Raw genomic sequence first — 23,155 nt, 5'->3', positions numbered from 1 at the left:
ATGGAGGTTGCAGTGTGTACAATAGGACAAAGGACGCTTAGCAGAGGAAGGGTCAAAGATGGTGCATGATAAGTGGTTCCACGGAGCAGTGACGAAGCTAAGGAACATGAAGCTTCAAAATAAACTGTTGATGGGATGTCTTGTGGCTTGTGTCATTCCATTCTTAATTGTAAGCGCATTCATATATCATCAAGCGGCAGCAGAATTGGAGGATTCCTCTCAAGAATTCGCTGCCTTATATACCTCGCAGCTTGAGACCACCTTGAATCAGTTCATGGAAGAATATGATAGGGTAACCAAGTCAGTCCTAGTTGATAACGACATCATCAATAAATTGAGGGACACACGAAGCCAGCCTATAGACGAACAGGCCCTCCAGCGAGTGACCATACAGCGGCTGCTTATGAGGGTAGCCATACTGAGACCAGAGATAGGAAATCTAATGCTAATCAGCGAGGACAACAGTATCTACCAGTATTCCAATACCACGAGTATGGTAAACGAAGCTTCACTATTGTCCCAAGAATGGTACAAGCGGCTACGCGGCTCGAACGAAAAAATTTTTATTACAGGATTGCACGACCGCTCTTATTATGAGGATCGGGGGGACGGTGCTCTCATTACCGTCGGTAGAGTGCTGCTCAGCTCGGACGGAGCGTTCAGAGGAGTGATCCTTATCGATCTTGATCCGTTTAACCTCCTGAAATTAAACCAAGACTTTGTGTCGGCCCGGGATAAATACGGTATGAGTGTTACCGTCAGCAATGCATTGGGAGAAATCATTTATCATTCTGATGCGGCCAGTGGTCGGGCTACCTGGAAGCAAGTGCTGGAGTCGGACATCGATTATACCAAGGATACGAGCAGCAAGGACCTGATTATTCTCTCCGGAAGCACCCGATTAGGACAACTGGTTATCAAGACACAGATCCCGCGCGAGAAGTTGCTATTAAAGATCAGTAAAGTCAAAGAAGTGACGATTATAGCGATTTCTGCGGGATGGCTGCTGATGACTGCGATTTCGATGGGAGCCAGCTACCGTATTACGAAACCGATCAAAGAGCTTCGCAGAAGCATGAAGCAGGCGGAGAATGGGCAATATGTGCCGATCGAGAGCAGTCAGCAAGCCAATGACGAGATAGGAAATCTGGTGCATACCTATAACAGCATGATCGTGACGATCCGAACCTTGATTGAAGATGTATATTTAGCCGAAATCAAGTATCGAAAAGCCAAGTTCATGGCACTTCAAAATCAGATCAATCCGCATATGCTGTATAACACATTAGAATCCATTCGAATGAAGGCATTATTGAAGGATGAGGATGAAATCGCAAGCATGATCAAAATCCTGGCACGGATGTTTCGTTTGGTGCTTGGGAAGGAAGGCAAAGAGCATTCGATTATGCACGAGCTGGAGTATACAGAGAACTATCTGCAGCTTCAGAATATCCGCTTCGATAACAGCTTCAAGTTGGACATACGCATTCCAGAGGCTATGCAGCAATGTAGTATTATTCCGCTCGTTTTTCAGCAAATCGTTGAGAATAGCATTAACCATGGTTTTCAGGGCTACAGCAAAACGATGCAAATCGTTATCGTAGGTACATGGACCGAGGAAGGGGGGATTAAGATCCGGATCACGGACGACGGATGCGGAATCTCACCATCAAAGCAGGCGGAATTACGGGCTTTATTGGAGGACGCTGACTTTGACAAATACAAATTAGAGCATGCGAAGGAATTAGCAAGCAAAGGCCTTGGTTTGAAGAATATTGCGGAGCGGATCAAGCTGCACTACGGGGACTCGTATTATCTGTCGCTTCTTAGTAGTGATGGTAACGGTACAACGGTAGAAATACATATTCCCATGATACAGTCGTTGTGAACAGTAGAGCAACAAGGGAGGTATCAGTATGAAGGTGTTTCTGGTGGATGATGAGAAAGGGATTGTCACGGGTCTTAAAACCATCATCGAGCGTTTTATCCCTGAATGCGAGGTGGTTGGTGCAGCATACAACGGCCTGGAAGGTTACCAATTAATTCGTAAAAAGCAACCGGACATTGTCATTACTGATATCCGTATGCCTCAGGCTGATGGCCTGGATATGATTCGCATGCTCAAGGAAGAGGATTGCCGGGCGGAATTCATTTTGTTAAGCGGTTATGCGGAATTTGAATACGCCCGCAAAGGCTTGCAACTGGGAGCCCGATTTTATATCAACAAGCCGGTTGAGGAAGAAGAGCTGCGCAGCTGTGTTTGTCAGGTCATGGAGCTGGTCCGTGCGGACAGGGCTAAATTGCAGGAAGTAGACGAGTTGAAGCAGGAGGTGTATAACCGTATCCAGGAAGATGCGTTGCGGGACATCCTGGATACTGGCAGTGACCAATCAGACCTTATGGGAGAGTTGCTTAGGATTGCTCAAATTCCAATGGAAACAATCAGGTTTGTGTCCATCATGCTTGAATTCGATGGCAGTACGGATTTCCTGAAGGAACTTGGTTTACAGCCAGTATTCCGACAGATAGACATAGCTCTGGGACAGTTCCGGAAAGTATATCGGTTTCGATATTCGGTAGCCCAGATTGCTGTGGTGATTGCCCATGGCAGTATCATTGATTATGGCGCATTGGTCCGTACCATGAATCGTATGAAGGAGGCAATCTATCGGGAATTGAAGCTGTCTATCACTGTTGGAGTCGGCACGGTGCAGGAGCAGGCAATGGGAATTAGCCAATCTTTTGAGGAAGCAAGAAATGCGCTAAGTTACAAAGTCATCAAGGGAGCACACGCTGTAATCCCATTTTCCGAGATCATGAATATGACAAGCAGGAGTCACACCGTATCTGAAGAGGCCATAGCCCAATTGGAAGCAGCTCTCGACAACATGGACGAGATCGGATGCGTGAATATCATTCGCGAGATTTTTCGAGGGATGGAAGCTGAACCAAGCATGAGCCCGGCAGACCTCCAGTTGAAATGCTTACACATTCTTTTATCAAGTATCCGAAAGATGTCTTTTCAGCAACTGCAGCAGAATGAATTCCTGGGCCGGAACATTTTGTCTTTAGAGGGCATTTCAAGATTTCGAACGCTGGAATACCTGGAGGAATGGATGATTCAAGTCATTCGAGGGATTCTTGCATTCAAGCTGGAGCATAATATTCCCAAAAAGAAGGATATGATTACAGAGATCAAGGAATACGTACAGAAGCATTACAATGAACCCATTAGCCTGGCAAATCTGGCTGCCCGATTTTATATAAGCCCTTTTTATTTGAGCCAGGTTTTCAAACAAAAGACAGGAGAAACCTATTTGAATTACTTAATACAGATCCGAATCGATAAAGCGAAAACTTTGCTGGAGAACACCGATTTGAAAATATATGAAATCTGCCAGCAGGTAGGGTACTCGGATCCACAGCATTTTACGCGGATGTTCGAAAAGCTGACAGGGAGCAGACCCAGAGAATACCGGAAGAATCTACCGAGCGTGTAAAGCTGCATACTCAGCCACTCCACAAAGGAGTGGTTTTTAATTATATCTTAGACTTAAAAATGGCTTTGTTATCCTTAAAAATGCCTGATTGAGCGTAGAGTATCCAGGCTATATATTATAAATGTAAGCGGATTCAATAAACTTGCACTGGGGGGAACACATTGAAAGCTATTGCATTTCATCGCATGAAGATGCACTGGCCACTGTACGTGATGGCGATTCCGGGAATCGTTTTTCTCATCGTATTTAAATACATTCCGCTGGCTGGTGCTGTAATCGCCTTCAAAGATTATTCAGTTTTCCAAGGTTTCATGGATAGTCCCTGGGTAGGCTTCAAGCATTTTAAGACCTTGATTGATCATCCTGACTTCGCCCGAGTGTTCGGCAACACCCTGATGTTGGGAGCTCTCAAGCTCGTACTGATCTTCCCGGTGCCGGTACTGCTGGCGCTGATGATCAACGAGATTCGAAAAACAGCGTTGAAGAAAGGAATCCAGACCGCTCTGTACATTCCGCATTTTTTGTCTTGGGTAATCGTTGGAGGTATTCTCTTCGATTTCTTTTCATTAAGCGGATTGTTCAACATTATTATCGGGTGGTTCGGAGACGAGTCAGTGCTAGCCATGCAAGAAAGCGCATACTTCCGACCGATTTACGTGCTTGCTTCGATATGGAGGGATGCCGGATGGGGCACCGTGGTGTATATGGCTGCTATAAGCGCGATTGATCTTCAGCTCTATGAATCAGCAATGATCGACGGCGCATCGAGATTTAGGCAAATTCGCCATATTACGTTCCCGATTCTCTTACCTACCGTAATGGTATTGTTCTTGCTGGAAATAGGAAATTTCTTGGATCTCGGCTTTGATCAGGTGTACAATCTGCTCACTCCGATGACATACAACGTAGGAGATATCCTGGATACGTACGTGTTCCGGACTGGTATTCAGCAGGCGCAGTACAGTTTTGCTACAGCGGTAGGGCTGTTTCAATCGGTGATTGGATTTATTATGGTATACACGTTCAATAAGCTGTCGAAGAAAGTATCGGATGATGGGGGGCTCTGGTAGATATGCCTGAATCGAGAGGGGAAAAGGTATTCGTTACGGGAATTACAGTCTTTCTCATCCTGTTTTCCATAATAGCAATCATACCGCTCCTGTCCGTGATCGCGACCTCGTTCAGCTCCAAAAGTGCTGTCGATATGAACCTGGTCACATTATGGCCGAAGCAATTTACGCTGGATTCATGGATGTATATCATCGACCGTCCTGACTTATGGAAATCATTTTTCCTGACGCTGGGCTCCACGGTGATCGGCACGGTATTGGCGCTTCTGATGACCGCCTTGTTCGCGTACCCACTGTCAAAGCCCGAGTTCCGCTGGGGTTCCGTCATTATGGTGGGGGTCGTGATCGCTATGATCTTCAAGGCGCCTATTGTGCCTTATTTCCTGACGGTTCGGAGTATCGGCCTGTATGATAATCCACTGGTTCTGATCGTGCCGCATATTCTGAATCCATTCAATCTAATCATCATGAGAACCTTCTTCAAACAATTCTCCAAGGATCTGGAGGAAGCCGCCCTTCTTGAGGGTTGCGGATATTTCCGAATGCTGTTCCAATTCGTGCTTCCACTGTCCAAGGCCGTACTGGCAACACTTGCTTTATTCTACGGTGTGGTGCTCTGGAATCAGTTCCAGCATCCTCTCTTTTTCTTGCAGGATACGAATTTGTTCCCGCTTCAGATCAAGATCAGACAGTTCATCACCGACGATAACGTGATTATGGCGGGGGCCGCATCAACGGCTGATCTCAACTATAATGAGCGAACCTTGAGAGCGGCGACAGTTATTTTCGCAATTATACCGATCATACTGGTGTATCCTTTCTTGCAGAAATATTTCGTCAAAGGAGCCATGATCGGCTCCGTAAAAGGATGAAGTTTTCCGGTTTTTTATTAAACCGTTCTAAACTTAAATACGTTCAAGGGGGAAAAGTATGAAACTTAAAAAGACGGGCCTGCTCCTGGCCGCAATTATCCTTGCAGCTACTGCAGCAACGGGATGCAGCGGAAGTAAAAATGCTTCCGAAGGCCAAGCGAATACGAGCCAGAATCAGGCCTCTAGCGGAGATAATGTTGTCGATATTGAAGTATGGGGAACGAACATCGGTTATAAACCGGTCGAGAAAGGTAGCAAGCTGTATGAATTATACAAGGAAAAGCTTGGCGTAGGTGTCATCAATCCTTATGTGGAGTGGAATGGAGGCACTAACTACCTGAATCAGTTGAACCTGAAAATCGCTGCTAACGAAATGCCGGATCTGTTCATACCCCAGCAGGGCATTGAGAACAGTCTGGCTAAAAGCGGCGCGATTGCCGATCTGACTGAGCTGTTGCCTAAATATGCACCGAACGTATGGGAAGCCATTCCACAGGATATGTGGAAGGTGGTCAAGGCGAACGACCCTACCGGTCAAGGGAAGATCTATTATATTCCGGGTATGGTGGACTACGGAAGGTACGGCGGCATGATCCGCCAGGATTGGCTCGATAAGCTGGGCCTGCCGATGCCGAAGACCCAAGACGAATATGTACAGGTGCTGAAGGCATTCCGGGACAAAGATCCTAATGGCAATGGTCAAAAGGATGAGATTCCGACAGGCGGTCGTGAGCAGGCCCGCTGGATGGATCATTTGTTCGCCATGTACGGGGTAGCCATGTTCGAAGGCTACCCGGAATGGGACATTTACGACGGGCAGCTGACTTATTCTGCGGTAACTCCGAATATGAAAGCAGCTCTGGAGTTTTTGGCGGAGTTGTACAAGGAAGGATTAATCGATAAGGAGTCGCTTTTAAACACAAAGGATAAGTGGGACGGCAAGATCCAGTCCGATAAAGTAGGTAACTATTTCCATTGGATCGAGCATGGGAATTTGATTTTAGAAAACTTAAATAAAAACACGGGCGTGAAGGCTGAATTTTCCGTTCTCCCCGTACCACGGGTAGAGGGCTATAAGGGCTTCTACACCTGGAAGAGATTTGCCCCACCTCAATGGGTCGTCAAGAACAATAAGGATCAAGAGAAGTTAATGGCCACCTTAAAGCTGCTGAACAACATGTACGATAAAAAGAATTGGAAAGATTTGTTCCTCGGCGTAGAAGGAATGCACTATACGATGAAGGACGGTAAAGCCGTCAAACTGCCTGATGACAAGAGCACTCAGGAAAATATGATTCTTAATACATCTTCGTCTGTAGCGACACTTGATTTTACCACCGAGCTCTTCAAGAGCACTGCATCGGAAGACAATAAGTGGGCAATAGATCAGGTCACCCGAAATATGAAGGAAGCCCAGCAGTATGCCAAGATCATTGCTGGCGACGGCATGCCGGCGAGTGTGTATGACGGCTACCCGGACATTAACAATCGTACGCTGTATGTGGAATACGCCACCAAGATTATTCTTGGGCAATACCCGATCAGCAAGTTTGATGAATTCGTCGAGAAGTGGAACCAATACGGTGGTGAAGAGGTTACGAATCGTGCCAGAGAATGGTATTCAAAAGTGAATAAATAATAGTTTATCCTCCCGGCATCGATTCGACGACGGGCGGATATTTTAATCCAGGCTGGCGGCAGGCACCGGATCAATTAACTGAGCTTGTAACAGGAGGCAATTATGAGAAATCGACTAATGGAAGTGCTGGAGGGTCAGGAACATAATTATATCCTTCCTTTTCTATGGCAGCATGGTGAGGAGGAACAGGTAATTCGGGACGAGATGGCCCGTGTTCATGAAGCCGGGATCGACGCCGTGTGCGTGGAGTCCCGGCCTCATCCGGATTTTCTTGGACCGAAATGGTGGAAGGATATGGACATTATTATGGAGGAAGCCCGGAATCGAGGCATGAAGGTATGGATTCTCGATGACGATCATTTTCCAACGGGACATGCGGGAGGAAAAGTAAAGGAGGCTCCGGCAGAGCTTCATCGCATGTTTTTGGGGGAACGTTATATCGATACGATCGGTCCTGCCCAAGGAACATCTCTGTTGCTGGATACCTTACTGATGTGCGGGCTTCGGCCAACGATCTCGCAGCCCCAACACGCGAGCGGTAAAAATAAGTTGGTTTCAGTTACCGCGGTCCGCCGCAATCCAACTGATGGAACATTGCTCGATGACTGTGTCGATATAACTGACCTTGTGCATGACGGTATCCTCTATTGGGATATCCCTGAAGGGTATTGGCGAGTATTTATTATTTCAGAAAATAAGGATGGCGGCAGTAAAGAGCAGAAAGATTATTTGAATCCGCTTGACCGGGATTCGGCTCGTATTTTGCTCGATACAGTATACGAGGCTTTTTACGAACGGTACAAAGCGGATTTCGGACAGACATTTATCGGCTTTTTTTCAGATGAACCCGGATTTTACAATGATGAGAAAACCTTTGACTTCAACTCTCGACCGGGAAAACAGGGAGTGCCGCTTCCCTGGAGCCGAGAGATGCCAGCCCTGCTTGAACAGGCGCTGGGCGCCGGGTATCGTAAGCTCCTATATCTTCTCTGGCAGGATGCGGGAGAACAGTCGAAGATCGTACGGTTTACCTATATGAATATCATCAGCAAGCTCTATGCGGACAATTTCTGCGGCCAAATCGGAGCTTGGTGCAGAGCTCGCGGGGTGGAATACATCGGGCATGTTCTTGAAGACAACAATGTCCATGCCAGGCTTGGTCCCGGTGCCGGACACTTCTTCCGCTCGCTCTGGGGGCAAGACATGTCGGGCCTTGATGTCGTGCTGTGGCAGATCGTTCCCGGCTTCGATGAATTGTCTTTCCGCCAGCCAACGGGGGGAGAGACAGATAGTGAATTCTTCCACTATGGCCTCGCCAAACTTGGTGTGTCACTCGGGCACATCGATCCGAAGAAACTAGGTCGGACGATGTGCGAAGTATATGGGGCGTATGGCTGGACGGAAGGGCTAAAACTGATGAAGTGGCTTACAGACCATATGCTCGTTCGCGGCGTTAACTATTTTGTTCCGCATGCCTTTACCCAAAAAGCATTTCCGGACCCGGATTGTCCGCCGCATATGTATGCGGGCGGGAAAAATCCGCAGTACCGCTACTATAAGCAGTTAAATCGATATATCAATCGGATCAGTCATCTGATTTCGGAAGGTAGGCATGTGGCAACCGCGGCCGTGGTGTATCACGCTGAAGCCGAATGGTCTGGAGCAGCGATGTATTTCCATAAGCCAGTGAAGAAGTTAATGCAGCATCAGATCGACTGCGACATTCTGCCCATTGATGCTCTATTGGAAACAGCCACCGTTAAGGGCGGGAAACTGCATGTCCACCGCGAAGATTATGAGTGTCTGATCGTACCCTATGCAGAAGCGCTTCCCGTGGCGATGGTTCAGCGCTTGGTCCAGTGTGCCGAACAAGGATTGCCCGTTCGCTTTGTTGAAGGGCTGCCGGTACGATCAAGTGAGGGCATTGACGTGTCTGCCGAACTGTCAAGGCTTGCTGAGCATCGGAATGTGAAGGTGATCGCTTTGGATAAGCTGGTGCAGGAGCTTATTACGGCCGGACATTTCGATATTAGAAGCGGCCAATACGAACCGTATCTTCGGAATTATCACTACAGCCATGACGATTTGGAAGTGTTCATGTTCTTTAACGAAAGTCCGCATCATACGATTTCTACGAAGATTGTTTTGCCTGTCCAGGGCCATGTATATGCCTATGACGCCTTCCAGAATCGGTTGGCCCGTCTGGATGCAAATGAGGAGGACGATGCAAAAGCAGTGCAGCTCGTTCTTCATCCATATGAATCCATCGTGCTGCTGCATGGAGCTATACCTGAAGGTTATGCGGTTCAGCGGCCTGAACATCCGATTGGTTCGGAATTTGAGCTTAAAGGTGAATGGGCCGTATCCATCGCTGAAGCTGAGCAATATCCTCATTTTCAGGAATGGGAAAGACTGTCGGCTTTAACGAATATGAGCGGACCTGATGGCTTGCCTCGATTTGCGGGCACCTTCCGATATGAAACGGAATTTGCGTGGAACGAATCCGCGAGCGGGGCCCTGCTGGAATTGGGCGAGGTGTATGAAACGGCAGAGGTATGGCTAAACGGCGAGCAAGCGGGGGTGCGTATCTGTCCGCCTTACCGCTTCGAGATTCACGACCTGATCAAGCAGGGTACAAATAAACTTGTCATCGAAGTTACGAATACGTTGGTGAAAGAACAGCGCGACTTCTTGTCGTCCTTTGCGCAGCAGGAGCCAAGCGGGCTTATTGGACCCGTTTGGGTGTTATATACCATGATATCCGAAGATTGAAGGGCCACCAAAATGTATGCGAGAGAAATGGAGTGAGATTAAACATGATTCGTACTTCTTTTAACGATAATTGGACGGTTGGCTCGAAAACCAGTTTTTTTTCAGAAAAAGCAGTTGCAAAGATTCCGTTAAAGACCGTCACTTTGCCCCATGATGCAATGATCGAAAGAAACCGCAATCAACCCATAGAAAGGAACAACAGCAGTCACAATATCGGCTTTTACCCGGAAAGGGAATATGAGTATAAAAAGATGTTCTTTGTGCCGGCAGAGTACAAAGATAAAAGAGTGACCATCGAGTTTGAAGGCGTATATATGAATGCTATGGTGTATTTGAATGGAGCTTTTGCCGGACAACAGCCTAATGGCTATACGAATTTCTATATTAAAGTAGACCGTTTCCTGAAATATGGGGAAGAAAATGAGATTAAAGTGATTTCGTTGAATTACAAAGATTCCCGTTGGTACTCCGGTGCAGGGATTTACCGGAACACCAAACTCATCATAGGGAATTTGGTGCATATCGCTCTTGACGGCGTCAAAATTTCCACCCCTGATATACAGGCTGATCGCGCTGTAGTCCATGTGGCGACCGTCATTGAAAACGAAGGGCTGCTCACTCATACGGTCAACGTTTTAACGGAAATCGTCGACGTCGACGGTAACATTGTTGGCAGCGACTCTGCAACGTTGACCACGTTTGCAGGGGAGAGGGCTACATTGCGTCAGCGTATTTATGTTCGACAGCCCAAGCTTTGGAGCGTAGAACAGCCCTATTTATATACATGTCGAACTCGCGTGATGAAGGAGAATGAACAACTGGACGAAGAAACGAATTCCTTCGGGATACGTTCGCTTACACTTGATCCAGACAGAGGACTCTGCATCAATAGCGAAGTCGTAAAACTGCGCGGTGCCTGCATTCATCACGACAATGGCGTGCTCGGAGCAGCCACGATCGATAGAGCCGAAGAACGGCGCGTCGAGATTCTGAAGCAGGCAGGCTTTAATGCATTGCGTAGCGCGCACCATCCGATGAGCAAGGCGCTTCTGGATGCTTGCGATCGTCTCGGCATGCTCGTAATGGACGAAAGCTTTGATATGTGGACCTCAACCAAAGTCGATCATGATTACGCGCTTCATTTTCCAGTCTGGTGGGAGAAAGATATCCAAGCGATGATAGACAAGGATTACAATCACCCTTGTGTCATTATGTATAGTATCGGAAATGAAATTCCGGAAGCGGGGAGACCGATTGCTTCCGTATGGGGTCATAAGTTGGCGGAGAAGATACGTTCGCTTGACAGTACCCGCTTCGTAACCAACTCGATTAGCTTTGTCATATCCGTCTGGGATGAAATCAAAAAGAAGATAAGCGAGAATCAAAACATTGAAGGCATTAATACATTAATGAACAACATCGGTCAGGCCCAGGCAGCGATTACAACATCCGATTTCGCCACGCATCGAACGGCAGAATCGTTTGGTTACGTTGACATCGCAGGTTATAACTATGCAGAAGCTCGTTATCAGATGGACAGGGAGCTATTTCCGAATCGTGTGATCGTTGGAAGCGAGACGTTTCCTCCGATGATCGACAAAAATTGGAAGCAGGTGTTGGAGAACAGCCACATTGTTGGTGATTTTACCTGGACGGGATGGGACTATCTAGGTGAAGTAGGGGCCGGAAGAGTCAAGTATGATCCTGATGAAGTGAGCTTTTTAGGATCATACCCCTGGCTTACGGCTTGGTGCGGCGATATCGATATTATCGGCAACCGGCGCCCGGTATCTTACTATCGCGAAATCGTGTTTGGCCTTCGTAAGGATCCGTACATCGCGGTTCAACGCCCCGAGCATTACGGCAAACAACCCTTTCCTAGCAAATGGAGTTGGAGCGATTCCGTAGGCAGTTGGTCTTGGGACGGGTATGAAGGAAAACCGATTCGAGTAGAAGTATATGCCGATGCGGATGAAGTAGAGCTGTTGGTGAACGGCAAATCGGCAGGCAAAGCTGCTGCGGGCTATGATCACCGAAATAAAGCAGAATTCGATGTAGTCTACGAGCCAGGGGAAATCGCAGCCGTAGCCTATACGGATGGTCAAGCAACCGGACGAATGACGCTTCATTCGGCAACCGGTGACGTCCAGTTGAAAGTAGAGGCGGATCGGGCGGAAATCGCCGCGTCCGATAGAGATCTGTCGTTTGTGATGATCAGTTTGGTGGACGGACATGGAAATGTATACAGCACCGCCGACCGTAAAGTTTCGGTCCAGGTGAAGGGTTCAGGTGTATTACAAGGATTCGGAAGTGCTAACCCGAAGTCTTCGGAAAACTTCTTTGATACCGAACGTACAACTTTCGACGGGAAAGCTTTGGCGGTTGTAAGGCCCAAGGATGTCGGCATAATTACCGTGACAGTCACCGCAGAAGGATGCAGCCAAAAGATCATACAGATCAGCGTTATAGCAAATACGAAAGCGGATACATCGCAAAACACAACGGTTCTCTAGTGTCCGAAAGAACGGCAATATGCGGACGGCCATCAATATATTCCGTTTGGGACGACTGCCTACTCATGGACGCATCAATCCGAGGAGCTCATGGAGCTAACGAAGAAAACGTTATCCGAGAGTCCATTTAATAAAATCAGGATGTGCCTGTTCCCGAAGAGCATGGTTTATAACAATGCCGATCCTAAATGGTATCCCTTCGCCAAAAACGCCGAAGGAAGCTTGGGATGTTCATCGTCCGGACTTCGCCTATTGGGCGAACTTGGAGAGACAATTGACAGCATTGATGGACATGGGGATTGAGACCGACCTGATTTTGTTCCGTCCTTATGAAAGATGGGGATTTGCGAAATTGATTCGAGAAGAGAATTTAACGTACTTGGACTACTGCCTGAGAAGATTAGGTTCGTTCCGCCATATCTGGTGGAGCTTGGCCAACGAATACGACCTGATTTTAAACAAAACAATGGAAGATTGGGATGCGTTCGGTACGTTCATCCATCAGGAAGATTCTTACCGTCACTTGCCAGTTTTTAAATAAATGAAGGTACCAGAATTCAAAAATAGCCATTGACACAGAGCACAGTATGTATATAATGTTGTGTAAAGGTCAGAAACGGCCTTTATATTTTTCCTAAATTATTTAAGAACATTAATTAATTAAGTTGAATAAATCGAAAGGAGTAACAGAATGAAGTCGTTTTTGCCGAATGACATTAAGGATGAGAACAGAAAGATCATTTTTGATATTGTGATGCAGAATCCGGAATTGGCGAAGGTCGAAATCGCGGAGAAGACGGCGATGAGCTTTGTAACGGTAAGTAAGATCATCAATTTCTTTGAAGAGATCGGATTGTTGACCGCTACTGGAGAAAGCCGGGAAGGCTCTGGCGGTTTGGGAAGAAAAAGAACGGTATACCGATTTAATGAGAACAGCTATGTAACCGTCGGAATTCAAATCATAGGCAACAGAATTACTGCTCTGCTTATCAATCTGTACAGCAAAATTATCGATTCGTACTCCATAGAGACGGATATTCCGTTTTATAGTGAACAGTTTATCTCGATTTTTGAAGACATCATTTTGCGTATGAAGAATGTAGCAAAGAAAACGAACAGCGTTGTCTTAGGCATCGGTATCGGGGTCGATGGGGCGATAAACACAAGGAAGAAAACGATCAGAATGAGGATTCAGGGCAATAAGGAGCAGGATTACAATTATGAGCCGATCATCGAGAATCTGATCAACCGGGTTGATTTGCCTATTTTCCTTGAGAACGATGTAAACGCTTCTACAGTAGCTGAATTCCGCAATCTGGAGAACTCCGGGCAAGCGCTGACTGATCTGGTTCATATTGCAGTTGGGGACGGGATCGGCGGCGGCCTGATTATCAATAAGGAGCTGCACAGAGGATTCAATGCAAGCGCGGGTGAACTGGAATATATGTGCTTTGATCCGGAGTACAGAAGATCACCGTCCTCCGTCGGCTGGCTGGAGAGCAAGCTGGGGATTCAGCATTTGTTGAGCAGCTATGATCTTAGCTCTCAATCAGACATCGAAGCGTGCGCAGATTATGTAGGCAAGCATCTAGCCTTGGCGATGATTAATATCATCAGCGTGCTCGACATCGACCAGATTATTATTAGTGGCAAGATGGTAGCGCTGTTCCCCGAACGGATTCTTGAGAGAACAAGATATTATGTCGGGCAGTACGTGGAGTGGACTCCGACGATAACTTACAGTGATTCGCATCATTCGACGGCTGTCGGAGCTGCCGTACTCTCGCTTCAGCATGAAATGATAAAAGTAATTTCCGGATAGGATGTGAACGTGATGATTAAAATTTTTGCGACTGAAGAGAAAGTTGCAGATGCCATTGCCAGAGAGATGAAAGAGCACCTATCGCATGAGCATCCAGTGTTCTGCTTGGCGTCGGGCAGCACACCGCAGAAGAGCTACTTGAAATTTGCCGGAGACGCCGAGATTCATGCAAGGGTTCAGCAGCTTAAAATTGTCAGTCTGGACGAGTGGGTCGGAATAAGCAGAGAGTCTGAGGGAAGCTGCTATCAAATGCTGAATCAGGATTTATTTTCGCTTATCCATTTGGACCCCCGGCAGATCGAATTCTTTGATGGGATGGCACCGGATTTGGAGCAGGAATGCCGGAGAATCGACCGCTTTATCGATCAGCATCCGATAACTTTCAGTTTGATGGGGGTTGGAATGAACGGTCACATCGGCTTGAATGAGCCAGGCAGTCCAGTGCTGGATCATAGCAGTGTCGTAGATCTGTCGGAGACGACCAAGACCGTGGCCCAGAAATATTTCCATCAGCCTACGGCATTGGACAGAGGAATCACCTTGGGTCTAAGTCAGGTGGCGGGCAGCAAGAGGATGATTGTAGCGATGACCGGCGAACGCAAAGCTGGGATTGTTAAGGAAATATTTACAAATCCAAATGCGAAGCTGCCTGCTCAAGAGCTGCTCGGTTATGAACATATTGATTTCTTCCTGGATTCGGAGGCAGCGAAATATATTATATAGAGATAAAAACTGAGGAGTTCAAATTATGAGTAACAGCGTCATTGGAGTAGATATTGGAGGAACGAATATACGAGTCGGGTTAGTAAATGAGCATCTGGAATTGGTCCGAAAAGAGACGGCATTAACTAGCGAGTTCCAAAGTGCTGATGAAGTTTTCAACTATGTCAAGCGAGTGATCGAGAAAGTGGATCATCACAAGACGGTGGACAAGATAGGGATTGCCTTGCCTGTTCCTTGGAAGAAGCGAACCGAGATTATATGCGATGCGACCAACATTCCCTGCCTGGAAGGGGTTCATACCGAATTTATAAAGCGCTTTTTCCCCGGTTATGAAGTTCATTTTGAGAATGATGTAAATGTCGTGACCCTGCTGGAATCAGAGCATGGCGCTTCCCAGGCGTATGATCAATCGATCTATATTACGGTCAGTACGGGGATTGGCAGCGGAATCGTTCTGAACAACGAGGTGCTCCATGGTGCGCATGGCTATGCCGGAGAGATTGGCAGCATGGTTATATCTGATAACGACAAGAGCTATTCGACATTACATCCCGGCACGCTCGAAGCTCTGTGCAGCGGTAGAGCCTTGGAGAAAGAGAGTCAAAATCTGTACGGGAGCGAGGCTACGGCGCATTTATTGTTCGAGAAATACAAGCAGCATGACGAGAAGGCAGCAAGTGTCGTGAATACCTGGGTCGAGTATTTCTCCAACGCGATTGCTTCATTAATGCAGACGATCGATCCAGATATATTTGTCATTGGAGGAGCGGTCATTCACAACAACCAATGGCTGATAGATAAAATTATTGAAAGCGCTAAAACCAAAGTATTTGAGCATTTAAGCGACAAAGTCAAGGTAGTCTTGCCTAAATTCGGCCCTGATGCAGGAGTGATTGGGGCAGGGTACATGGCGTTAAAAAACAATAAAGGAGCACGAACAACATGAAGAAAATGAAAGTTGCGTTAATTGGAGCCGGCAGCGTTTCCTTTGCTCTGGGAGCACTTCAGGATATGGTGCTGTCCGAGCGGTTGAAAACTCAGGTTGAGCTGGAGATCGCACTGATGGACATTGAAGAAGAGAATGTGGCAAGAACCTATAAATATGCAACAGATATGTTTACCGCCTTCTCGCATCCGGCGAACATTTGGCAGACGACCAACTTGGAAGCGGCTCTGCAGGCGGCCGATTTCGTTATCGTGGCGATTGAGGTAAATCGCTACTTCTATTGGTCGCAGGATTTCCATATTCCTCGCCGCTTCGGCAGTAAGCAAATTTACGGTGAGAACGGCGGTCCTGGCTCGATGTTCCATACACTGCGAAATCTGGGTCCGATGCTCGAAATCGCCCGCACGATGGAACGTGTCTGCCCAGACGCCTGGTTCATTAACTATACGAATCCTGAAGCGAAATTGGTTGAGGCTATCTCGAAGCTAACCTCGGTCAAAGTTGTAGGTCTATGCCATGGACTGGATATGGGGATCGAGCAGCTGTCCCAATTCCTGGAGATGGATATCGCAGATATCGGAATGGAAGGCGGTGGCTTGAACCACTTCGGTTTCTTCACCAAGATCTGGAACAAGAAAACAGGTGAGGATCTGTATCCGTTATTTGATGAGAAGGAGCGGAAGGCCAACCGTCTGGCGCAATTCGAACATGTCGCGCTATCTAGAACGATGTACCGCACTTATGGATATTACCCTTATCCAGGCACCAACCATGTGGGTGAATATATCACATATGCAGAGGATTTCTATGTGGGCTTGTCCCTGCAATACCGCTATGATCCAATTCGCGAGAAGCTGTGGGAGAAAGATTCCAGAACCCCTGAGTTCGTATACAGTGCAAGCGGCAACAATCTGGATCAAGGCTTGTTCTCGAAGATTCAGACGCAGGAGCTCTGGGTGGAAGAGGCCTATATCTTCGATAAGTCGAAGGTCTGCCGCAGCAATGAATATGCGGTTCCGATCATTGAGGCGATTTTCTTCGATGATGAGATTGAACTGAACGCGGTCAATTTACCGAACTACGGTGCGATTAAGGGACTTCCTGACGATATGGTTGTTGAGACCCAGGCGATCGTTAACGGCAAAGGAATTACGCTGAAGCCGATGACGGTAGAACTGCCGACTGCGCTTATCGGAACGATTCATATTCAGGGCACGATCCATAAATTGTTGCTTGAGGCTTTTGTGGAGCAATCCAAGACGAAGCTGCTGCAGGCGATCTTACTAGATCCTCAGGCTCCGACTTATTACCAGGCCTGCGCAATGATCGACGAAATTTGCAAATTGCAGCAAGATATTTTACCTAAGCTGGATTGGAAATAAAGGGGACTATATGGACAATAAAAAAATAATCGAACTTCTTCAGGAGATGACGCTCGCCGAGAAGATCGGACAGCTCTCTCAGACGACTGGGGAACATTACGTCGGCAAAATCGATAACGAAATGGTTGAGACCGGACCAGACTTCCCGGCTCATATGCTTGAGGGAGATACACTGTATACGATGGGAAGTATTATCGGTGTGTCGAGCGCCAGGATCACGAACCTGATTCAAACTGAATATTTGCAGAAGTCGCGGCTTAAGATCCCTCTGCTGTTCATGCACGATGCGATACACGGATACAAGACGATTTTTCCGATACCATTAGGGCTCTCTTGTGCCTGGGATGAGGGAATCGTGCAGCAGGTAGCGGCGGATACTGCTTCGGAATTGCGTGCAGCGGGTATACATGTGAATTTCTCGCCGATGGTCGACCTTGTGCGCGACTCCAGATGGGGAAGAGTGATGGAATCCTTCGGCGAGGACCATCTGCTGTCCGGCAATCTTGGCCGGGCGATGATCAGAGGCTATCAGAAAGGCGAAGACGGAGAGATTGCCGAGTCAGGAGTAGCGGCCTGTCTAAAGCATTTTGCCGCTTATGGAGCTGGCATTGGAGGTAAGGACTACAATGCTGTCGATATGTCCTGGAGAGAATTCTACGCCTATTATGGCAAGCCTTATGAAATAGCGCTTCAAGAAAAGCCAAAATTTGTGATGAGCTCATTCAATACTTTCAACGGGGTTCCTGTAAGTGCGAGTGAGCAGATGATGAAGGAAATTCTAAGAGAGGCCTATCAATTTGACGACATCGTAATATCAGATTGGGGGGCTGTCGCCGAACTGCAGAACCACCGCGTTGCCGGCAATGGCAAGGACGCTGCTGAACTGGCTCTAAAAGCGGGCATCGATATCGAAATGGTCTCAACCTTGTATCTTGAGCATTATGAACAAATTCTAGAAGAGAACCCGGCGCTAATCCAGGATATAGATGCAGCCGTTCTGAAAATTTTGCAGCTTAAAAATGAACTAGGCTTATTTGAAAATCCTTTTGTAAATGAAGCTCGTGAGAATGAAGTCTTAATGAATCCCCACTTTCTGGAGCATGCTAAGGACATCGCCAAGAGAAGCTGCGTGCTGCTGAAAAATGAACAAATGCTGCCTATAAGCAAGGAATACAAAAAGATCATCATTGTCGGTCCGTTTGCTGGTAGCAATCAATTGCTGGGCAATTGGCGGTGCAAAGGAAGCTTTGACGATGTAGTTTCCTTAGCGGAAGGGATGAAGCGGGTGGATGATTCATTCGATCTGCAAGTCTATGAATCCCTGAAGGAGTGTCCTCAAGCCCAACTAGAGCAATGCGATTATATTGTTGTGGCGGTTGGGGAGCACTGGGAATTAAGCGGTGAAGGGCATAGCAGCGTGAATATCGATCTGGAGGCCAGCCAGCAGCAGCTTATCCGTGAAGTCAAGCAGACGAACAAACCGTATGCCTGTGTTTTTTTCTCGGGCCGGCCATTGGCGCTTCAGAACATTGTCGATGAAATCCCCGCTCTCTTGTGGTGCTGGTATCCGGGTACACAGGCCGGCAGCGCGATTGCGGAGCTGATTACAGGCCGGGATACTCCGTCGGGGAAACTGACGATGTCGTTTCCGCGTCATTCGGCGCAAGCGCCGATCTATTACAATGAGTACAGCACGGGTCGTCCGGCTAATGAATCTAGCTACAGCAGCAGGTATCAGGATTGTGAAATCGGGCCTTTGTTCCCATTCGGGCACGGGCTGACTTATACCGGTGCGCAGTATTCTGATTTTAAAATTTCGCGTCATCATCTGACAGCTGGTCAGGAATTGACGATCTCTTTTCAGGTGAGCAATCCTAGTGGGTATGACTATTCTGAAATCACTGTCCTATACATTGAAGATCTTGTCTCAAAGGCGGTACGTCCTGTGCGCGAGATGAAGAAGTACCAAGTCGTAAGTGTACCAGCGCATCAGTCAGTGGCCGTACAGATGACTCTGGCCTTGGATGATCTTCAATATTTGGATACCAGCCTGCAGCAAACGGTTGAAACGGGAAAATTCAATATATATATCAATGATCTTGACCATCCCGTGTTTACCATAGAATATCAATAAAATGTCATGAATTAGAACCATTTATCCGAAATGATCACGTTCTTTTGATTCTAGTTTTGCATTTCCTCAAAAAAATAGACCTACTTGGAGAATGCCAAACTGACTTCCCTCTCCTGGGGGTTCCGGTTGACTTCTCCAAGTCGGGGTAAATGTCTTGTTTTGGTCTCGAAAATCCTTGCCTAAATAAGGCCTCCAAGTTTATGCAAAGGGCTGAACCATACACAAGTTCGAAATTTTCGAATCAGCTAGCAGATTCTGGATAGCGCTTACATGATTCGGAATGAACTGACAATGCTGTACCTGAATTGAGAGGGGGTATACGGATGAAATCCACATTTAAACATAAGTTTCTATCCCAGTGGGAGCTTCAAGTGATGGTCTGGCCGAGCATTATATTGATGATTGTTTTCTCGTTTGTCCCGATGTTGGGATTGATCATCGCCTTTCAGGATTATTCTCCGTTATCCGGTTTTACGGGCTCGGAATTTGTAGGTTTGGATAATTTCAAAGCCTTTTTGGGGGACAAAGATTTCTATAATGTGCTGACGAACACGCTAGCCATCAGCCTGATGAAGCTGTTGATCGGTTTTCCGCTGGAGATCGTCCTGGCTATATTAATCAATCAGATCAGATTAGCATTATTCAAGAAATTTTCACAGACGGTATCTTATTTGCCCCACTTCCTGTCATGGGTAATTCTTGGCGGCATGATTACATCCTGGCTCGGCTCGTCGGGACTGGTGAACAGCTTCCTACTGTCGACACATCTCATATCTGAACCGCTCTCTTTTCTGTCAAATGCGAATGCTTATTGGTGGATAGCGACGCTGTCGGATATTTGGAAAGAAGTTGGCTGGGGAACCATTCTCTATCTCGCAGCCATAGCGGGAATTGATCCATCGTTATATGAGGCGGCGAAGGTCGATGGAGCGAAAATCCTGAAGAGAATCTGGTATGTCACGCTTCCCGGCATCAAAAATATTATCGTGCTGATGTTTTTACTGCGTGTAGGCTCTATACTGGGAGCGAATCTGGATCAGACTCTCGTCCTGCAAAATTCTTCGAACATGCTGCGCAGTGAAGTCATCGATTCTTATGTTTATCATTTAGGTCTGGCGCAAGGGGACTTCTCATTCGCGACTGCGGTCGGAATCTTCTCGTCCGTCATATCGGTAACGCTGCTGCTGGTAGCCAATTTCTTAACCAAGAAGCTTAGCGATAGTACAATTTTTTAGAAGGGAGGGAGCTATATGGGGCTGGATAGAGGCGAGAAAATATTTAACGTTTTTAATGTGCTGTTCATGCTGCTTTTCATTTCTATCATCGTATTACCCTTGATCAATATCGTCGCCCTCTCGTTCAATGACGGGTATGACGCGATGAAAGGGGGCATTTATCTATTCCCGAGAGAATTTACACTGGTCAACTATGAAACCATATTGAAGGATTCGACCATTTACACGGCGTTTGGAGTTACGGTAGCCAAAACTGTAATCGGTGTCATCGGGCACTTGGCCATTACAGGGGCCGCAGCCTATGCGCTGAGCAAGTCTTATTTACTGGGAAGAAAGATATTCATCCGTATGGGCATCATCACAATGTTCTTCAACGGCGGGATGATCCCGTCATTCCTGGTGGCCAAGTCGCTGGGTCTAGCGAACAGCTTCTGGGTGTACATTATCCCCGTGCTATTCAGCTTTTACGACATGATCATCTTAATGAACTTCTTCAGGAGCTTGCCGGAATCGATTGAAGAATCAGCGAAGATTGACGGGGCCAGTGTATTTCAGGTGTTCTTCAAAATTATTGTCCCGCTTTCTTTCCCGGTCCTGGCGACGATCGCCTTGTTCCATGGCGTGTACCAGTGGAATGATTTCTTCGTGGCTAAGCTGTATGTGACGGATAAAACTCTGTATCCGATACAATATTATTTGTATCAGCTGTTAACAAGTGCTGGTGCTGCCAGCTCTGCCAAAGCGGGAGTGTATGTTTCCAAGACATTTACGACACAATCCTTGCAGCAGGCTACAATGATCATTACTACTTTGCCTATTATGCTGATTTACCCTTTCCTTCAGAAATACTTTATTAGCGGTATGCTGGTTGGAGGAGTCAAAGAATAATGATAAAAGTGAGGGAGAACATCATGAAGAAATCGATCATCATTCTGACTTTGGTGGCATTGGCAGTGTCTTTGGCCGGCTGCGGCAGCAAGACTACAAGCGCAGAATTGCCGGACTCGAAGATTGAAGTGACCAAAGATACGCCGAGCTGGAAGAACGACAAGGCAAAGGCTGACCTTGACTGGTACATTAATTTCGATTGGTTCGCCCAGACCTGGGGCAATGATGTGGCTACCAAGTATATTACGGAGGATACCGGAGTAAACATCACTTACTCAAGCGGCAGCGACGACAAGCTGAATACCATGATGGCCTCCGGAGATTTGCCGGACATCATTACTCTGGAGGGAACCGACCCTTTTGTTAAGGAAGCCGAAAAATTCGCGATTCCGCTGGATGAGCTGGCCAAGAAGTATGACCCCTATTTTCTGGATAAAGCGGCCAAGCCGGGAACGCTCAAGTTCTTCACACGGGACGACGGCCATATTTACGGGTATCCTAACTCCTCAAATACGAATTCGGATTATGAGAAGGGCGGCATTTATGGCAACGAGGCATTTCTGGTTCGGAAGGATATTTATGAACAGCTCGGCAAGCCTGATATGACCACGCCGGAAGGATTTATTTCGGCATTGGAAGCCGCGCAGAAGCTGGCTGTGAAGGATGAAACGGGAAAAACGGTTATTCCGCTGGGGATACCTAATTTCCAAAAAGGAAACTTTGATCCGAACGGAATTTTCAATAAAACGCTGGCCGATTTTATCGGGGTCCCTGTGTTGACGAAAGACGGTAAATATTATGACCGTTATACAGATGCAGATTTTCAGAAATGGCTTAAAGTGATCGTCGATGCCCGGCAGAAAGGGCTGACAGACCGGGACATGATTACGATGACCAAAGACGACAAGAATGCGCGACTAACGAATGGCAGCTACTTCGTTTATTTCTCTTCTGACCTGAATGGTGAGCCGGATCCGTTGTCCATGTGGACGAAGGAGCACCCAGACAAAGAGTACATTGCCGTTAACGGGCCATCTTCTACGATAGGAAATAAAACCGCATTGCCGGGCACTTCCATTGAAGGCTGGACACAGACCTTTATTACCAAGAATGCCAAGGATCCGCAAAAGGCGATGGAATTGGTAACTTATCTGGTCAGCGAGTACGGCAACAACGTAATGGACTTTGGACGCGAAGGCGAAACCTACACCATCAAGGACGGAAAGCCTGTCTTGAATCCAGATCTGTTGGAGCTCAAGCAGACCGATCCTGCCAGCTTCGAGAAGAAGGTTGGCTTGACAACTCATCTGTGGCTGCAGGATAGCGCTCTGCTCTCCCGGCAAATGGGAATTTCTCAGTTCCCGAAGGCTCTGCAGCAGCCTAAGAAATGGACTCAAGATCACGTGGTGCCACAATTCGAATTAGCGAGTCTGGATGTATATTTATCTAAAGAATCTTCCAGAAATAAGGAGAAGATCGATCAGAACTGGTCGCAGACGCTCGCCAAGATCTTGGATGCCAAATCGGATAGCGAAATCGATCAGGCGATGAATGAATTTATCCAATATCGAAAGGCCAATGGCTATGATAAATTGTTGGAGGAGAGAAATAATCAAATCGCAGCTAATAAGAAGAAGCTGGAGTAAATGAGTCCATTTT

At 47.1% G+C, this 23,155-nt stretch carries 16 protein-coding genes; all 16 read left to right on the top strand.

The genetic code is table 11. The features are described from left to right. Positions 1 to 58 precede the first annotated feature (58 nt). Entirely contained in the window at positions 59 to 1,888 is a 1,830-nt protein-coding gene (locus HPL003_RS21155) for a sensor histidine kinase (protein ID WP_014281802.1), read from the top strand. Positions 1,889 to 1,916: 28 nt separating this feature from the next. After that, positions 1,917 to 3,500, top strand: a complete 1,584-nt coding sequence (locus HPL003_RS21150) for a response regulator (RefSeq protein WP_014281801.1) — start codon at positions 1,917 to 1,919, stop codon at positions 3,498 to 3,500. A 161-nt stretch (positions 3,501 to 3,661) separates the two neighbouring features. Further along, the gene (locus HPL003_RS21145) at positions 3,662 to 4,570 is read left to right on the top strand and encodes an ABC transporter permease (protein WP_014281800.1); all 909 of its coding nucleotides are present in this window, start codon (positions 3,662 to 3,664) and stop codon (positions 4,568 to 4,570) included. Between the two features lie 2 nt (positions 4,571 to 4,572). Next, on the top strand, positions 4,573 to 5,442 hold the full coding sequence (locus tag HPL003_RS21140) for a carbohydrate ABC transporter permease (protein ID WP_014281799.1): 870 nt from the start codon (positions 4,573 to 4,575) through the stop codon (positions 5,440 to 5,442). A gap of 58 nt (positions 5,443 to 5,500) precedes the next feature. Further along, positions 5,501 to 7,081 (top strand): type 2 periplasmic-binding domain-containing protein, encoded by a 1,581-nt coding sequence (locus HPL003_RS21135; RefSeq protein WP_014281798.1) that lies wholly within the window; start codon positions 5,501 to 5,503, stop codon positions 7,079 to 7,081. Positions 7,082 to 7,183: 102 nt separating this feature from the next. Then, complete coding sequence (locus HPL003_RS21130) at positions 7,184 to 9,853, top strand: glycosylhydrolase-like jelly roll fold domain-containing protein (RefSeq protein WP_043922480.1); 2,670 nt, start codon at positions 7,184 to 7,186, stop codon at positions 9,851 to 9,853. A 44-nt stretch (positions 9,854 to 9,897) separates the two neighbouring features. Next, positions 9,898 to 12,366 (top strand): glycoside hydrolase family 2 TIM barrel-domain containing protein, encoded by a 2,469-nt coding sequence (locus tag HPL003_RS21125; RefSeq protein WP_014281796.1) that lies wholly within the window; start codon positions 9,898 to 9,900, stop codon positions 12,364 to 12,366. A 175-nt stretch (positions 12,367 to 12,541) separates the two neighbouring features. Continuing rightward, on the top strand, positions 12,542 to 12,907 hold the full coding sequence (locus HPL003_RS21120; RefSeq protein ID WP_014281795.1) for a hypothetical protein: 366 nt from the start codon (positions 12,542 to 12,544) through the stop codon (positions 12,905 to 12,907). 150 nt (positions 12,908 to 13,057) lie between these two features. Continuing rightward, the gene (locus HPL003_RS21115; protein ID WP_014281794.1) at positions 13,058 to 14,188 is read left to right on the top strand and encodes an ROK family transcriptional regulator; all 1,131 of its coding nucleotides are present in this window, start codon (positions 13,058 to 13,060) and stop codon (positions 14,186 to 14,188) included. Between the two features lie 12 nt (positions 14,189 to 14,200). Continuing rightward, positions 14,201 to 14,911, top strand: a complete 711-nt coding sequence (locus tag HPL003_RS21110; protein WP_014281793.1) for a 6-phosphogluconolactonase — start codon at positions 14,201 to 14,203, stop codon at positions 14,909 to 14,911. A 25-nt stretch (positions 14,912 to 14,936) separates the two neighbouring features. Next, the gene (locus HPL003_RS21105; RefSeq protein WP_014281792.1) at positions 14,937 to 15,857 is read left to right on the top strand and encodes an ROK family protein; all 921 of its coding nucleotides are present in this window, start codon (positions 14,937 to 14,939) and stop codon (positions 15,855 to 15,857) included. Beyond that, entirely contained in the window at positions 15,854 to 17,239 is a 1,386-nt protein-coding gene (locus tag HPL003_RS21100) for a family 4 glycosyl hydrolase (protein ID WP_014281791.1), read from the top strand. Before HPL003_RS21105 ends, HPL003_RS21100 begins: the two co-directional genes overlap by 4 nt. 10 nt (positions 17,240 to 17,249) lie before the next feature. Continuing rightward, the gene (locus tag HPL003_RS21095; RefSeq protein WP_014281790.1) at positions 17,250 to 19,373 is read left to right on the top strand and encodes a glycoside hydrolase family 3 N-terminal domain-containing protein; all 2,124 of its coding nucleotides are present in this window, start codon (positions 17,250 to 17,252) and stop codon (positions 19,371 to 19,373) included. Between the two features lie 323 nt (positions 19,374 to 19,696). After that, positions 19,697 to 20,608 (top strand): ABC transporter permease, encoded by a 912-nt coding sequence (locus HPL003_RS21090; RefSeq protein ID WP_014281789.1) that lies wholly within the window; start codon positions 19,697 to 19,699, stop codon positions 20,606 to 20,608. Positions 20,609 to 20,623: 15 nt separating this feature from the next. Further along, complete coding sequence (locus tag HPL003_RS21085; protein ID WP_014281788.1) at positions 20,624 to 21,496, top strand: carbohydrate ABC transporter permease; 873 nt, start codon at positions 20,624 to 20,626, stop codon at positions 21,494 to 21,496. A gap of 23 nt (positions 21,497 to 21,519) precedes the next feature. Further along, positions 21,520 to 23,142 carry a type 2 periplasmic-binding domain-containing protein gene (locus HPL003_RS21080; RefSeq protein WP_238533406.1) on the top strand — a complete coding sequence of 541 codons (1,623 nt, stop codon included), beginning with the start codon at positions 21,520 to 21,522 and terminating at the stop codon, positions 23,140 to 23,142. The last annotated feature ends 13 nt before the right edge of the window (positions 23,143 to 23,155 follow it).

Source organism: Paenibacillus terrae HPL-003 (assembly GCF_000235585.1).
Lineage (GTDB): Bacteria > Bacillota > Bacilli > Paenibacillales > Paenibacillaceae > Paenibacillus > Paenibacillus terrae_B.
Note: the sequence above shows the minus strand (reverse complement) of the source record. Positions and strands in the feature narration are given on the sequence as shown.

Excerpts from the sequence above, each read along its gene's own strand:
- HPL003_RS21130 (WP_043922480.1), top strand. The coding sequence starts at position 7,184 with ATGAGAAATCGACTAATGGAAGTGCTGGAGGGTCAGGAACATAATTAT.
- HPL003_RS21115 (WP_014281794.1), top strand. The coding sequence starts at position 13,058 with ATGAAGTCGTTTTTGCCGAATGACATTAAGGATGAGAACAGAAAGATC.
- HPL003_RS21125 (WP_014281796.1), top strand. The coding sequence starts at position 9,898 with ATGATTCGTACTTCTTTTAACGATAATTGGACGGTTGGCTCGAAAACC.
- HPL003_RS21120 (WP_014281795.1), top strand. The coding sequence starts at position 12,542 with ATGCCGATCCTAAATGGTATCCCTTCGCCAAAAACGCCGAAGGAAGCT.
- HPL003_RS21135 (WP_014281798.1), top strand. The coding sequence starts at position 5,501 with ATGAAACTTAAAAAGACGGGCCTGCTCCTGGCCGCAATTATCCTTGCA.
- HPL003_RS21155 (WP_014281802.1), top strand. The coding sequence starts at position 59 with ATGGTGCATGATAAGTGGTTCCACGGAGCAGTGACGAAGCTAAGGAAC.
- HPL003_RS21080 (WP_238533406.1), top strand. The coding sequence starts at position 21,520 with ATGAAGAAATCGATCATCATTCTGACTTTGGTGGCATTGGCAGTGTCT.
- HPL003_RS21140 (WP_014281799.1), top strand. The coding sequence starts at position 4,573 with ATGCCTGAATCGAGAGGGGAAAAGGTATTCGTTACGGGAATTACAGTC.
- HPL003_RS21095 (WP_014281790.1), top strand. The coding sequence starts at position 17,250 with ATGGACAATAAAAAAATAATCGAACTTCTTCAGGAGATGACGCTCGCC.
- HPL003_RS21110 (WP_014281793.1), top strand. The coding sequence starts at position 14,201 with ATGATTAAAATTTTTGCGACTGAAGAGAAAGTTGCAGATGCCATTGCC.
- HPL003_RS21090 (WP_014281789.1), top strand. The coding sequence starts at position 19,697 with ATGAAATCCACATTTAAACATAAGTTTCTATCCCAGTGGGAGCTTCAA.
- HPL003_RS21100 (WP_014281791.1), top strand. The coding sequence starts at position 15,854 with ATGAAGAAAATGAAAGTTGCGTTAATTGGAGCCGGCAGCGTTTCCTTT.
- HPL003_RS21150 (WP_014281801.1), top strand. The coding sequence starts at position 1,917 with ATGAAGGTGTTTCTGGTGGATGATGAGAAAGGGATTGTCACGGGTCTT.
- HPL003_RS21085 (WP_014281788.1), top strand. The coding sequence starts at position 20,624 with ATGGGGCTGGATAGAGGCGAGAAAATATTTAACGTTTTTAATGTGCTG.
- HPL003_RS21105 (WP_014281792.1), top strand. The coding sequence starts at position 14,937 with ATGAGTAACAGCGTCATTGGAGTAGATATTGGAGGAACGAATATACGA.